The sequence below is a fragment of the Megasphaera hutchinsoni genome (assembly GCF_001553405.1).
GTDB classification, from domain to species: domain Bacteria; phylum Bacillota; class Negativicutes; order Veillonellales; family Megasphaeraceae; genus Megasphaera; species Megasphaera hutchinsoni.
On record NZ_KQ960929.1, the window covers coordinates 29,922 to 44,410 of the forward strand.

Consider the following 14,489-nt stretch of genomic DNA (forward strand, 5'->3'; position numbering starts at 1 on the left):
ACTTTAAAATTCATAGTAATTATGCTACAATATAAAAACATTAGGATAGATAAGTGGGGGGATTTTTATGGCTGTTTTTTTTTCACCTCTAACGAAAAATATAGGGATTGACTTGGGAACATGTACAACGAATGTCTGGGTAGAAAGTCGTGGGGTAGTATGGTCGGAACCATCTATTGTAGTTATTCGTGAAGGCATACCCATTCAAATTGCTGTGGGTAATGCGGCTGAACGGTTATTAGCAAAAACTGAAGGTACGGCAAAAATACAGTACCCTTTAGATAATGGGACTATTTCAGATTATCAAGTAACTTGTGATATGCTGGGGTATTTATTGAATAAATGTGTGCGCAGTGTGCAACAATTACGGATTATGGTAGGCATTTCGGCAGGTGCGTCAAACGTGGAAAAAAGAGCAGTAATGGAAGCCTTGTATCAAGTGGGGGCGAAAGAAGCACTTTTGATTGATACGGGAGTAGCCGCTGCATTAAGTGTGTCGCAAGTAAGTACAGAAAGCAGTACTATGGTTATTGATATGGGCGGAGGCACAACGAATGTGGCATTGATTGCTTTTGGAGGAATTGTCTTTTCTACATCAATACACCAAGGAAGTTTAGTTTATAATCAAGTAATTCGTGAATATTTGCGTTCTCGTTATGATATAGGTGTGGATGAGCAGACCATTGAAGCAATCAAAAAATATTGTGGTACTGCCGTATTACCAATTGAAAATAAATCCTTTGAATTTGTCGGCCGGAAGTTAGATAGTGGGCGTCAGAGTAAGTTATCCATTACGACATCTGAATTATATCCTGTTATCGGTCGGCCTTTACAAAAAATTGCAACTTTAGTGCGGCAAGTATTACAAGAAATACCACCTGAGTTGATTGCTGATATTATGGTAAATGGGATTGCGTTAACTGGTGGTGGTGCTAATTTAGTTGGGGTGGATACTTTTTTTGCTCAATTATTAGGCCTGCCTGTTAGGGTTGTCGATGAACCGGAATTGGCGGTCATTCGAGGAATTGGTATTGCGTGGCAAGAACGAGAATATGTTAGTGCATGTATTGAAGATACATCATGTGTTTATAAAAGGAGATTGTAACAGTGTTTGTGTTCGGTAAACGTAGTATTATTGTAATTTGTATTATGTTTATAGTGATGGTAGTTATGGGATGGGCGTGGAGAACGAGGGAATCATTGCCTTTTATTACACGTCCATTTCAACTGATAGCGACACCGATAGAATCCGTAAGCAGTCGGATGGTAGCAGCGATTTCTTCGGTCACGCATATTGTTCAAATTAGTTTGAAAAATCGCATTGAATGGGAAGCACTGGAATCTCAAAATGCGACATTGCAAAAAAAGAGTATTCATTACGATGAAGTTGTAGCGGAAAATAAACGATTAAAAGAGTTGCTTGATTTTCGCGATTCTCATCCATCATATCAATTAGTGGCAGCTGCAGTTATTTCACGGGATTATGGTACATGGAGTAATACGATGATGATTAACGTGGGAAGTCAGCATGGCATAACCAAGAATATGCCTGTTGTCACACCTAAGGGAATTGTAGGCGTTGTAGTTGATGTGTATCGTGATTCTTCGCGTGTTCAATTATTAACGGATCCGCGTACGAGTATTGGGGCGATTGTACAACGTGCTGAATCTCGTGTTTCGTCGGTTGTTCGTGGTAATGGAAACATACCAACGGAACCACAATTTGTGAATATTGCTAAAGATGCAGATATTTTAGTCGGAGATACCTTGGTTACCTCTGGCTTTAGTTCTATTTATCCTAAGGGGATTCCCATTGGTACGATTGTTTCTATTCATCAACGTGATTCTGATTTTGTGAAGTATGCCGTTATACGTCCCGCTGTGGATTTTTCACGTTTGGAAGAAGTATTTGTTATTGTGCAAGCAACGATGGAGATGTCTACCGAAGTGCCTCAGGTGGAACCGAAATTAGTGCCACAGACACAACGTGATAAGGTAGAAGGGGTGAAGGGGGCAGCGGCCTTATGAAAATAAAAAGAACCATAGGTGTAGCTTTGCTTTTTTTCTTGCTACAAAGTGTCTTCATTCCTTTGTTTTGCAATGGTGTAACACAGCCTAATATTATCTTTTTGGCCGTACTTACGATGGCGTTGCAATATGGGAAACGGGCTGGGGTACTTACGGCTCTTTTAGGTGGATTTATCCATGATGTTGTAATTAGTAATTTTTTTGGTATTCATATTGTCGTCTATGTCATTATTGCTTGGATATGTGGTTATTTGGGTAAATCATTGGATGAAAAATATGGACTTATTACATGGTTAATTGCTTTAGGTGCGACGGAATTAAGTTTGTTATTGAATAGTGTCGTATTAATATTGGCAGGGCAATATGTGAATATTTTGGTTTATGTTTGGGAATTTAGTGTTCCCATGTTAATTTATAGCGGTATTTTTGTGGTTCCTGTCGCATATGTTATAGGGACGTTAAGGGATACAGAAGTGATGTACCCGTATCGTTCTTTGTACCACTGATACATGGAGGAAGAATGGAATGCTCCAAGCATTAATGAAAAAAAAGCGAGATAATGGCCGCTTTCGTTATTTATATTGGATATATATAGCGGTATTTGTGGTATTGTTGGTTCGTTTAATATATTTGCAATTGATTGCGGGTTCGTACTATCATTCGTTAGCAGAGGGAAATCGATTACGGGCGATTCCGTTGGCTGCAATGCGTGGTGTGATGTATGATCGGAATGGACAAATATTAGTCGCTTCACGACCAGGATTTATGGTTACGTATGTACCTACGGAACAGCGGATATCAGAAACGGAAATACAACAATTAGCTCAATTATTAGACATACCTGAAGAAACGTTACGGGGAAAATTTAAGAAAAAAGCTAGTACCTATTTACCGACCGTATTAGCAACTGATTTGACACAAGATGTGGTGACGCGCGTTGAAGAACGGCGTAATGATTTGCCAGGGATATCTGTTGATGTGCAGCCGATACGTTATTATCCATATAATGAAATGGCGGCACAGGTTTTAGGGTATGTGGGGCAAATTGACGAGAATGATATGAAACGTCTTGAAGGGCAAGATGGGATTACGACGGTTACGCAAATTGGACGGGCTGGATTAGAAGCGTATTATGATGATATTTTGCGAGGTAAAGATGGTGCTCGGCAAGTGGAAGTAGATGCAACGGGACGGCCTGTAAAGGAAATGGAACGAAAGAATCCTATGGCTGGACGGAATATGCATTTGACATTAGACTTATATTTGCAGCAAGCGGCAGAACGAGCAATGGATGCACAATTAGCTAGTGGTATTGGTGCTAATGGTATTGCTGTGGTCGCTATGGATCCGAATACGGGAGCTATCTTAGCTATGGCTAGTCGTCCTTCCTATAATCCGAATTGGTTTACTCGTGGTATAACTGCAGCTGAATGGAAACAAATTAATACGAATCCTAATCATCCTATGGAAAATCGGGTTATTACGGGGCAGTATCCACCTGGATCAACGTTTAAATTAGTTACAGGTGCGGCTGCTTTAGAGTTAAAAAAAGTTACATCTGGCGAAATGATTTTTGATAGTGGGCGACATTGGCTTATCGATAAACGGAATGCTGGTGGCGAAGCGTTGGGCTGGATTAATTTTAAAACGGCCTTAGCAAAATCCGATAATGTTTATTTTTATGAAATGGGACGTCGTGTAGGTATTGATAAATTATCTGAGTATGCACGAATGTTTGGCTTAGGTGAAAAAACAGGCATTGCTTTATATGGCGAATCAAAAGGGGTAGTAGCCAGTGCAGAATACAAGAAAAAGGTATTTAAGCAAGGCTGGTATTTAGGGGATACCTTTAATTCAGCAATTGGACAAGGATTTCAATTAGTTACACCGTTACAAGCGGCTATGCTCGTTAGCGAAGTGGCTAATGGGGGTATTCGGTATCGTCCATTTTTGGTGAGTCGGATTGATAATTTAGATGGTACGCCTTATAAAATATTTGCACCAGAACAGATTGGCTCTTTGTCCATTTCTAAATCAACCCTTGATTTGATTCGTGAAGGTATGCGGAATGTGGCAGAAGAAAATGGTACGGCCGGATATTTATTTGCTAATTTCCCCATCCCGGTTGCAGGTAAGACAGGAACGGCTGAAAATTATAGTGGTCGTGATCATGGGTGGTTTGTAGCGTATGCCCCATATGATCATCCTCGTATTGTTATCGCCGTTTTAACAGAACAAGGCGGATATGGTTCTTCATCGTCTGGACCAATTGTCAAATCAATGTTAGAAGCTTATTTTCATGTAGGTGCTTATGCACCAGATAAACAAGATACGCATATGTAAGAATATATTGAATAGTATAGGAGGAAAGCATATGGCTATGATTATAGCCCTGGCCTCGGGGAAGGGTGGGGTAGGAAAAACAGCTTTGACGGCAGCTTTATCCTTGGCTCTTTGCAAGAAGGGCAAACAAGTACTTGCGGTAGATGCGGATATGGGATTGCGCAATCTTGATTTAATGTTTGGTGTGCAAGATGAAGTGTTTTATGATTTAGGTGATATTTTAAAACAGCGTTGTCGGGTGAAAGATGCGATCATTTCTATTGAACCTGGATTAGACTTTTTAGCGGCCAGTCAAAAACATACATGGGAAAAAATAGATGCAGCGACTTTTCAGTTTTGGGTAGATAAGCTATCGAAAAAATATGATTATGTGTTGATTGATAGTCCGCCAGGACGGGGGTATGCATACCGGGAAGCTACGGCTATTGCGGATCAGATCTTTTTTATCGTAGCACCTACGTGGACATCTTTGCGTGATGCGGCACGGGTAACACAGTATTGTAGAAAACATAAAAAATTTAATTATAGTGTGATTTTAAATAATTTTTCTCGAATTTCTGGTTATACACTTTCTGTTTCTGATGCATTAGATTCGTTACAATTGGAATCATTGGCAGGGATTCTCCCTCATGATAAGGTTGTGGAAAAAGCGTTATATGAAGGTAGCATAGACATATTGCTTGATAGTGCATTTTGGCGGGCCTTGCAACAGACGGTGCGTTTTATTGCAGAAGGAAAAGATATCGCCGAGGAAGAAATACGAGAATGGCTAGTCACGGATGATGAAACTGCGTTGGGACAAGAAGCATATAGTAGGGTGTCGCCAGTGGCACGAAAATCGCCTAGATATGCTGACTTTCATTCATCTATTACTAGACGACGTATGCAATCTCAAGGATGGCGACGATATCGACGATAGGAGTAGGGTATGATTAATCATAAATGGAAAAATATAGATCGAGTATTGTTGCTCATTTGCCTGGGGATTACCTGCGTTGGTCTATGCACTATTGGCAGTGCAACACATATTAATAAAGGGATGGCTTATTTTGATTTTTTTATCAAACAGGCTGTAGCCTTTTTAATTAATCTTTTTATTATTTTGTTTGGTTGTAGATATGATTATACTGCTTTGAAACGATGGATAAAACCATTATATATCCTTAATTTACTTATGTTAGGGGCAGTGCTTTTTTTAGGAAAATCTGCGTTAGGTGCACAACGGTGGATTCAATTAGGACCTATTACGTTGCAGCCATCGGAGTTTTCTAAACTTATCATGATCGTATGTACCGCGGGTATGCTGTCGGAACGCGTGCAGCAATTAAATACAGTTCGTCAGATACTACCCATCGCTGTATTTGTCGGGGTTCCTTTTTTATTAGTCCTCAAGCAACCTGATTTAGGAACGAGTCTTGTTTTTATCGGTATTACGTTGGGTATGCTTTTCATGGCACAAATTAGGCTACGTTTATTAGGTAAAATTGCTCTGTTAGGAGTAGTTTTAGCTCCCGTAGGGTGGCATTTTTTGAAAGATTACCAAAAGTCTCGTATTGCTGTTTTTTTAGATCCCAATGCGGATCCCTTTGGTGCAGGATATCATATTATTCAATCAAAGATAGCTATTGGTTCGGGTATGTTTTTTGGTAAAGGGTTGTTTCAAGGAACGCAGAGCCAATTAAATTTTTTGCCAGAAAATCATACGGATTTTATTTTTTCCGTTATTGGTGAAGAGTTAGGTTTCATTGGTTGTTTTATTGTCTTATTGTTATATTTTATGCTCGTATATAGAGGGTTGCTCATTGCTAAAGAATGTAAAGAACCGTTTGGTATGCTTGTGGCAACGGGAATTATTTCTATGTGGGTCTTTCAAGTATTGGTTAATGTGGGTATGACTTGCGGCATTATGCCCGTAACAGGAATTCCTTTACCATTTATGAGTTATGGCGTAAGTTCATTAACTACTAATATGTTGGCTTTAGGTATTTTATTGAGTATTCATTTTAGACAACAAAAGATGATTTTTAATTTGTAGTAACAGTAGAAAGAAAACCCCAGATGAGTGGAGGAAAAGTAATGAAAACGATAGTGGCCAATATCATGCCAGAAGAAACGCGGTTAGCCATTTTGGAAGAAGGGCGTTTACGGGATTATGCAGTAGAACGAGATGATGAGAGTCGTATTGTCAATCATATTTATAGAGGTACGATCCAAAATATTTTACCTGCTTTGCAAGCTGCTTTTGTGAATATTGGCCGAAAAAAGAATGCCTTCATTTATATGGGGGATTTTTTTCCCCGTGCTGCTACAAAAGAGGAAATACAGCAAACGAAATTATCTGTGGGTCAATCAGTGCTAGTGCAAGTTATTAAAGAAGAACAAGGTACAAAGGGTGCGAAAGTTACGGCGAACGTTAGCTTGGCTGGTCGCTATTCTGTATTGATGCCAACGGTACAATATGTGGGTGTATCTAAAAAAATTAGAGATGAAGAAGAACGAAATCGGTTGCGTGAGATTGTCAATCGAGTTAAACCAGCATCGCTAGGCATGATTGTTCGCACAGTTGCTAATGGTGTATCAGCGGAAGTGCTTGAAGCGGATATTGTATATTTATTGCATACGTGGGATAGCATTTGTCGTAGATATAAATTGACAAAAAAAAATAAGCTCTTGTATCGTGAAACTGATTTAGTGATGCGGATGATTCGTGATCATGACTCTGATGAGGTAGCAGAGATTGTCGTTGATCAAAAAGAGAGCTATGAGCGTATCAAACAGGTTCTTATAGCACCTGATAAGAGACATAAGGTACGGCTTTATCAAGGAGAAAAGCCAATTTTCGATGCTTATGGTGTAGAAGAAGAAGTAAAACATTTATTGTCACGACAGATATTACTCCCCTCAGGAGGAAATTTGATTTTTGATCATACTGAGGCGTTAACCGTCATTGATGTCAATAGCAGTAAATATACTGGTAATGGTACGTTACAAGATACGATTTTTCATGTAAACAAAGAAGCAGCAAAAGAGATAGCACGTCAATTGCGGTTACGAGATATTGGCGGGATTATTCTTGTCGATTTTATTGATATGGTACGTGCAGAGCATCGGGAAGAAATATTGGAGTTGCTCGTAAAGGAAACGGCTTCCGATACGAATAAAACACGTATCATGGGTATGACAGCGTTGAATTTAGTGGAAATTACGCGTAAAAAATCACGTCAAGGGTTACATCAAGTGCAATTTTCAGCATGTCCTATTTGTGGTGGTACGGGATATTTATATTCTGCTGAGTCGGTGGCCTTGCAAATTATTAGGAAATTACGACATTTACTAAAACAACAGAAATTGAGTCAAGATGTACTAGTGGTTGCACATGAAAGTGTAATTGAAATATTACAAGAAACGAAACGTAAGGAAGCATTAGAAAAAGAGTTAGCACGAACATTATATTTTGAAGTTTCGACGCATGCTAATCGTGAAGTCTTTTCTATTCTCGCATACAGTAAATAATAGTTATCGTTTTATAGAAAATGATCAGTAAAAGTGTGTTTACAAATCCAGGCAAATATGATACAGTGTTATAAACTTTTCGCATTATAATGATAATGCAGAAGTTGTACGTGAGGAGGTTATAATAATGGAGATAAAAAGAAGAATCGTTGGGGTTGTTGGTGTAGGTCACGTAGGTGCACATGTGGCATTTAATTTAGGAATGATGGGCATTGCTGATGAAGTACGGTTGTGTGACTGTAAGGAACAAAAAGTAGTTAGTGAAGTTCAAGATTTAAACGATGCTGTATCCTATATGCCTAATCATGTACGGTATATAGGAACGGATTATGCAGGGTTAAAAGACTGCGATGTCATAGTGAATGCCAGTGGAGATATTTCTATATTAGTGAATGGTAATACGCGTGATTTGGAATTAGTGAATAGTGTTAAACAAGTATCTGATTTTGTGCCAAAAATTATGGCAGCCGGCTTTCAAGGGATTTTTGTAAATATTACCAATCCTTGTGATGTGATCACGAATTTGATTGCTGAGAAAAGTGGGTTACCTCGTAATCGCGTTGTAGGAACGGGAACGTTACTTGATTCATCACGGTTGATTCATGCTATTTCAGATTATACTGGTCTGGATGCACGTAGTTTTACGGCGTTTATGTTAGGTGAACATGGGAATGCACAGTTTGTTCCTTGGTCTTGTGTTTATTTTTACGGGAAATCGTTTGTTGATTTTGCCAAAGATACGGGTATTAACTTTAATCAAAAAGAAATTCAAGAAAAGGCGATTATGGGCGGATGGACGACGTTTAATGGTAAACATTGTACGGAATATGGTATTGCATCTGCTGGTGCTACGTTGGTGCGTACTATTTTGCACGATGAAAAACGAATTATTCCCGTATCTGCTCCTTTAAATGGTGAATATGGACAAAAGGATATTTATTGTGGTGTACCAGCTGTGGTAGGGGCAAAGGGAGTAGAAAGTGTTATAGAATATCCGTTGACGAAGGAAGAAATGACTGAATTTACTCGTTGTTGTGATGTTATTCGGGTAAATATTCAAAAAGGCAAAGATGTATTAAAATAAATATAGAGAACATATAAAAAGGGAGTCCGATGATGGGGACTCCCTTTTTTGTTGCTTGTGTATAGACAGATTATAATTAAATAGTTATTAATCTTTAAAATATGGTTTGAAGACAGAACGATTTGGTGTTTTTCCTACTTTTTTCTTGGCGCGTGGGGCTGGGGTTTCGTTGTTGTGCCCGCGGGGAGAAAAATGACGTTTTTTCTGATTTTTTGGTGTGCTCTCACGTTTTTCGTTATGTTTATTCCCATTTGTACGGGGTGGGCGCCGTCGGGATTTAGTTGTTGGGCGTTTAGCACGGCGTATCCGCAATGGGGCTTCTTCTGTAATTTTTACAGGAGTTAAATCGGGCTCTTTGGTTAATTGCTTAATAGCCGCTGAAAGCAAAGCAACCGAATCATAATGGCTAAGCAATTCTTCTGCATTGGCACGATAAGCTGAAGCGGATTGTTCTTCGACTGTAGCAATTAAATTTCGAATGGCGGTTTGTTGTGCACCTTCTAAAGCTTCTGCCAGGGTGGGTGCTTGGTGACGAACAATGTGACGCTTGATTAGGCGTTCAATGGCACGCAAATGTTCTAGTTCACGGGGAATGACAAAGGTAGTTGCTTCACCGGTTTTGCCGGCACGTCCCGTACGGCCAACACGATGTACATAGCTTTCTGGATCTTGGGGTAAATCATAATTAAATACATGCGTAACGCCGCTAATATCTAAGCCACGGGCGGCAACATCGGTAGCAACGAGAATATCAATCGTCTTTTCTCTAAACTGACGGATCACACTATCCCGTTTGGCTTGTGTTAAATCGCCATGAATTCCTTCGGATGAATAGCCTCTTTTTTTTAGGGCTTCGGATAACTCATCAACACGACGTTTCGTGCGAACAAAGATGATGGCTAAATCAGGTTCTTGTAAATCTAATAAGCGACAAAGGACATCGAATTTTTGTCTATCTGGTGTTTCGATATACGATTGTTCTATTAAATCCATCGTTACTTCTTTTGCTTTCATACGGATGATTTGGGGATCTTTTAAAAAGGTTTGCGCTAATTTTTGAATAGGTGCGGGCATCGTTGCTGAAAATAACAAGGTCTGCCGAGTTTCGGGAGTGGCACTCATGATAGTATGAATATCATCAATAAAACCCATGTCTAGCATTTCATCGGCTTCATCTAACACGATCGTAGAAATTTCATCTAAGTGAATCGTTCCTCGTTTCATATGATCAATCAATCGACCTGGTGTAGCTACAATGATTTGTGGATGTTTACGCAGTCTGCGTAATTGTCGTTCCATATCTTGTCCGCCATAAATAGGCAAGGCTTGAATTGATGTATATTGTGCTAAATGGTTTAATTCTTCGGCAACTTGCATTGCCAGTTCACGAGTAGGTGATAACACAATTGTTTGTACGTTATTCGTTTTAGATGATGCTAATATTTTTTCTAATACGGGAATTCCGAAAGCAGCAGTTTTTCCTGTTCCGGTCTGTGCTTGACCAATCATATCCTGACCTTGCAGAGCGACGGGAATAGCTTCTGCTTGGATGGGGGTGGGTTCTTCAAATCCCATCGTATTTAACGCTTGCAAAATAGTAGTGCTAATATTCAAATTTTGAAATTTCTCTAACATAGAGACCTCCTTTTACATAACTCAATTATTATATCATCTCGGTTTTAAAAAAGATAGAGAGAAAGACAAGGATTACTCTCTCTACAGGTGGTGATACTTGTCTTTTTACGGCGAGTTTGATAAAATGTATAATTGACATAAGTGTAGAGAGAAATTTTCAATTGGAGGTCTCGTTTAAGTGATTAATAAATTAGTACAGCGATTGCTCGGTAATAATACAGAACGTGAATTAAAAAAAATGTGGCCAATCGTTCACCATATAAATGAACTTGAAGCAACGATGTCTACCTTGAGTGATGCTTCATTACAAGCAAAAACAGCGGAATTTAAAGAACGTTTACAAGCAGGAGAAAAGTTGGATGATTTATTGCCAGAAGCATTTGCTGTCGTGCGAGAAGCTTCGCGTCGCGTATTGGGAATGCGTCATTTTGATGTGCAATTATTAGGTGGTATTGTACTTCATCGTGGAGATATTGCTGAAATGCGTACAGGTGAAGGGAAAACATTAGTAGCAACTTTACCAGTATATTTAAACGCCTTGACGGGAAAAGGTGTTCACGTTGTCACTGTTAATGATTATTTAGCGACACGTGATAGTGAAGAAATGGGGCAAATTTATCGCTTTCTGGGCTTATCCGTAGGGCTTATCGTCCATGATTTATCATATGAACAACGTCGACGGGCATATAATTCGGATATTACGTATGGTACAAATAATGAATTTGGTTTTGATTATTTGCGTGATAATATGGTTGTTAGTCAAGAACAAATGGTACAGCGTCCGTTACATTATTGTATTGTCGATGAAGTGGATAGTATTCTTATTGATGAAGCACGGACACCGTTAATCATTTCAGGTCCGGGTGAAAAATCAACGGAATTATATTCTACTTTAGCCGCAATTGTTGGTCGTTTAGAAAAAGACGATTATACGATGGATGAAAAACAAAAAACCATTGCACCTACAGAAAGTGGTGTGGCAAAAGTTGAAAAAATGTTGGGCATTAAAAATATGTTTGATCGCGAACATTTAGATCTCAACCATTTGGTCATTCAAGCATTGCGTGCTCGTTTTATGATGCATCGCGATAAAGATTATGTTGTCAAAGATGGCGAAATCGTTATTGTTGATGAATTTACGGGGCGGTTAATGTTTGGTCGGCGTTTTAGTGATGGGTTGCATCAATCTATTGAAGCCAAGGAAAACGTACAGGTACAGGGTGAAAGTAAAACCTTGGCTACTATTACATTCCAAAATTATTTCCGTATGTATGATAAGCTTAGTGGGATGACCGGTACAGCTAAAACAGAAGAAGATGAATTTAATAAAATTTATAAATTAGATGTATTTGTTATTCCTACCAATAAACCCGCTATTCGTAAAGATGAACCGGATGTTATTTATAAAACGAAAAATGCTAAATATCGTGCAGTTGTTCGCGATGTAATCGAACGGCATAAGACAGGACAACCGATTTTAGTAGGAACGACATCGATTAGTCAATCGGAAATTGTCAGTCAATTATTGAGTAAAGAAAATATAGCACATAATGTCTTAAATGCGAAATATCATGAAATGGAAGCCGAAATTATTAAAAATGCGGGGCAACGTAATATGGTTACGATTGCTACAAATATGGCTGGTCGTGGTACGGATATCAAGTTGGGTGAAGGGGTTGCTGAATTAGGTGGTCTCATGATTATTGGTACAGAACGCCATGAAAGTCGTCGTATTGATAATCAATTGCGTGGTCGTGCCGGTCGTCAAGGCGATCCTGGTACAACGCGTTTCTATCTCTCATTAGAAGATGATTTGATGCGTATTTTTGGCTCTGATAATATTGCTAAATTTATGGATCGCTTAGGGATGGATGAAGATGAGCCGATTACGCATTCCATGATTACGAAGTCTATTGAAAAAGCACAAAAGAAAGTAGAAAATCATAATTTTGAAATTCGTAAGTATGTTTTAGAGTATGATGACGTAATGAATCAACAACGGGAAGTCTTGTATGGTCAACGGAAACAAGTGCTTATTGCTTCGTCGTTGCGTGATATTATTTTATCCATGGTTGATGATATCATTGCTGCTGGTTTAGATAAATATGCCGATGAAAAGTTATATCCTGAAGAATGGGACTTTGCAGGATTAGTAGCACAGATGGAACAATACTTTGTACCAAAAGGTGCATTGACCGTAGAAAATTTAGAAAATTTAAGTCGAGTAGAAGTGCAAGAAAAACTAAAAGATGTAGCAGTTCGTTTATATGATGCCCGCGAAGAAGAAATTGGTAGCGATACGATGCGACAATTAGAGAAGGCAATCATGCTGCGTGTGGTAGATAGTAAGTGGATGGATCATTTGGATGCGATGGATGCCCTTAAAGAAGGAATAAATTTACGTGCCTATGGACAAAAAAATCCTATTGTTGAATATAAATTTGAAGCCTATGAGATGTTTGAAGAAATGATAGATTCGATTAAACGTACAGTGGTTACATTCTTATATCATATTCAAATTACGTATAGTGTACCAGTACCAGAAGCGGAAGATCATTTGCAAGGGTCTCATGAAGTACATGAAGAAATGGATTCTTTAGGTGATAAAAGCGAACAAACTCCATCCTAGTAGTATGGAAATATGCTAGAAATATAAAATGAGATTAGCTATGCCTAATCTCATTTTATATACAGATGATATCAAGTTTGGTTATAGTAGAAAGATGGTGATACTTGTGTTATTAGAAGAATTGCGAAAGCCGATAGAAGATTTAAAACAAAGAATACAAGAAATCGGGGATTCACTTTAACTTACCTCAAAAAGAGGAAAAAATAATGGATTTGGATATCCGAATGAGTGATCCTGATTTTTGGAATGATCCAGAGCGGGCGAGAAACATTTCACAAGAAGCAACCGCTTTAAAAGAAGCCGTTGAAGCACATTATTCGTTGATACGGCGAGCAGAAGAATTATATGATTATGTTAGTTTAGCGATTGAAGAAGGGGAAATATCCCTTTTAAACGAATTGGAAACACAATATAAACAGTTATTAGAAGAAGTAGAGAAACAAGAAATTCGTTTGCTTTTATCAGGAGAATATGATCATTGCAATGCGATCATTACATTTCATGCTGGTGCAGGTGGTACGGAAGCACAAGATTGGGCACAAATGCTTATTCGTATGTATACTCGTTGGGCTGAACGTAGTGGATATACTTTGGTGCTAATGGATTTACAGCCAGGGGATGAAGCTGGTGTTAAGAGTGCTACTTTTGGTGTGGTAGGCGATTTAGCTTATGGTTATTTGAAGTCTGAAAAAGGGGTGCATCGGCTGGTTCGTATTTCACCATTTGATGCGGCCGCAAGAAGGCACACGTCCTTTACAGCCGTCGATGTAATGCCGGAATTGCCGGAGGATGTAGATATTCAAATTAACATGGATGATGTGCGTGTCGATTATTTTCGAGCATCAGGTGCAGGGGGACAGCATGTCAATAAAACAAGTTCGGCTGTGCGGATGACCCATATACCAACGGGTATCGTAGTTCAATGTCAGAATGAACGGTCACAATTACAGAATAAAGAGATGTGTTTGAAGTATTTACGGGCCAAGTTGTTTGAATTAGAACAAGAAAAACAAGCACAGCTAAAAGCGGAAATTGGGGGCGTCCATCAAGCCATTGAATGGGGAAGTCAGATTCGTTCTTATGTATTTCATCCATATAATTTGGTGAAGGATCATCGGACGAATGTTGAAACAGGTAATGTTCAAGCCGTAATGGATGGTGACTTGGACATGTTTATTGAAGGATATTTACAACAAGAAAAAAATAAGAAGATAGCTCAGCCTCTCGCGTAAGATGAGGAAAGGATGATTAGTTCAT

General features: G+C 38.9%; 11 protein-coding genes. 10 read left to right on the forward strand and 1 reads right to left on the reverse strand.

Features of this window, described 5'->3' with window-relative positions:
- Positions 1–67 precede the first annotated feature (67 nt).
- From HMPREF3182_RS01530 to HMPREF3182_RS01565, 8 genes are all read left to right on the forward strand, one after another.
- Positions 68–1,105, forward strand: a complete 1,038-nt coding sequence (locus HMPREF3182_RS01530; RefSeq protein WP_007392578.1) for a rod shape-determining protein — start codon at positions 68–70, stop codon at positions 1,103–1,105.
- Positions 1,106–1,107: 2 nt separating this feature from the next.
- Positions 1,108–2,028, forward strand: a complete 921-nt coding sequence (gene mreC, locus HMPREF3182_RS01535; protein ID WP_062485133.1) for a rod shape-determining protein MreC — start codon at positions 1,108–1,110, stop codon at positions 2,026–2,028.
- On the forward strand, positions 2,025–2,534 hold the full coding sequence (mreD, locus tag HMPREF3182_RS01540) for a rod shape-determining protein MreD (RefSeq protein ID WP_007392593.1): 510 nt from the start codon (positions 2,025–2,027) through the stop codon (positions 2,532–2,534). The genes mreC and mreD overlap by 4 nt, the downstream gene beginning before the upstream one ends.
- Before the next feature lie 19 nt (positions 2,535–2,553).
- On the forward strand, positions 2,554–4,371 hold the full coding sequence (mrdA, locus tag HMPREF3182_RS01545) for a penicillin-binding protein 2 (protein WP_062485135.1): 1,818 nt from the start codon (positions 2,554–2,556) through the stop codon (positions 4,369–4,371).
- Positions 4,372–4,402: 31 nt separating this feature from the next.
- Complete coding sequence (locus tag HMPREF3182_RS01550) at positions 4,403–5,290, forward strand: AAA family ATPase (RefSeq protein WP_062485137.1); 888 nt, start codon at positions 4,403–4,405, stop codon at positions 5,288–5,290.
- A 9-nt stretch (positions 5,291–5,299) separates the two neighbouring features.
- Positions 5,300–6,406 carry a rod shape-determining protein RodA gene (rodA, locus tag HMPREF3182_RS01555; protein ID WP_062485139.1) on the forward strand — a complete coding sequence of 369 codons (1,107 nt, stop codon included), beginning with the start codon at positions 5,300–5,302 and terminating at the stop codon, positions 6,404–6,406.
- 41 nt (positions 6,407–6,447) lie between these two features.
- Positions 6,448–7,884 carry an Rne/Rng family ribonuclease gene (locus HMPREF3182_RS01560; protein WP_007392614.1) on the forward strand — a complete coding sequence of 479 codons (1,437 nt, stop codon included), beginning with the start codon at positions 6,448–6,450 and terminating at the stop codon, positions 7,882–7,884.
- A gap of 127 nt (positions 7,885–8,011) precedes the next feature.
- A complete protein-coding gene (locus tag HMPREF3182_RS01565; RefSeq protein WP_007392596.1) occupies positions 8,012–8,968 on the forward strand; it encodes a lactate/malate family dehydrogenase in 957 nt (318 codons plus the stop codon).
- Between the two features lie 87 nt (positions 8,969–9,055).
- Here HMPREF3182_RS01565 and HMPREF3182_RS01570 read toward each other — a convergent pair whose 3' ends face one another.
- On the reverse strand, positions 9,056–10,603 hold the full coding sequence (locus HMPREF3182_RS01570; RefSeq protein ID WP_062485141.1) for a degradosome RNA helicase CshA: 1,548 nt from the start codon (positions 10,601–10,603) through the stop codon (positions 9,056–9,058).
- Between the two features lie 178 nt (positions 10,604–10,781).
- On the opposite strand from HMPREF3182_RS01570, the gene secA reads away from it, so the two are divergent.
- Complete coding sequence (gene secA / locus HMPREF3182_RS01575; RefSeq protein WP_072270819.1) at positions 10,782–13,232, forward strand: preprotein translocase subunit SecA; 2,451 nt, start codon at positions 10,782–10,784, stop codon at positions 13,230–13,232.
- Positions 13,233–13,326: 94 nt separating this feature from the next.
- Positions 13,327–14,464 (forward strand): peptide chain release factor 2 gene (gene prfB, locus HMPREF3182_RS01580; RefSeq protein ID WP_353848116.1). Its coding sequence is split into 2 segments (ribosomal slippage): positions 13,327–13,398 and positions 13,400–14,464, totalling 1,137 coding nucleotides; the frame shifts between segments, so codons are not numbered across the junction.
- Positions 14,465–14,489 lie beyond the last annotated feature (25 nt).

Coding starts and splice junctions, on each gene's coding strand:
- mrdA (WP_062485135.1), top strand. CDS start 2,554: ATGCTCCAAGCATTAATGAAAAAAAAGCGAGATAATGGCCGCTTTCGT.
- HMPREF3182_RS01550 (WP_062485137.1), top strand. CDS start 4,403: ATGGCTATGATTATAGCCCTGGCCTCGGGGAAGGGTGGGGTAGGAAAA.
- rodA (WP_062485139.1), top strand. CDS start 5,300: ATGATTAATCATAAATGGAAAAATATAGATCGAGTATTGTTGCTCATT.
- HMPREF3182_RS01530 (WP_007392578.1), top strand. CDS start 68: ATGGCTGTTTTTTTTTCACCTCTAACGAAAAATATAGGGATTGACTTG.
- mreD (WP_007392593.1), top strand. CDS start 2,025: ATGAAAATAAAAAGAACCATAGGTGTAGCTTTGCTTTTTTTCTTGCTA.
- HMPREF3182_RS01565 (WP_007392596.1), top strand. CDS start 8,012: ATGGAGATAAAAAGAAGAATCGTTGGGGTTGTTGGTGTAGGTCACGTA.
- HMPREF3182_RS01570 (WP_062485141.1), bottom strand. CDS start 10,603: ATGTTAGAGAAATTTCAAAATTTGAATATTAGCACTACTATTTTGCAA.
- HMPREF3182_RS01560 (WP_007392614.1), top strand. CDS start 6,448: ATGAAAACGATAGTGGCCAATATCATGCCAGAAGAAACGCGGTTAGCC.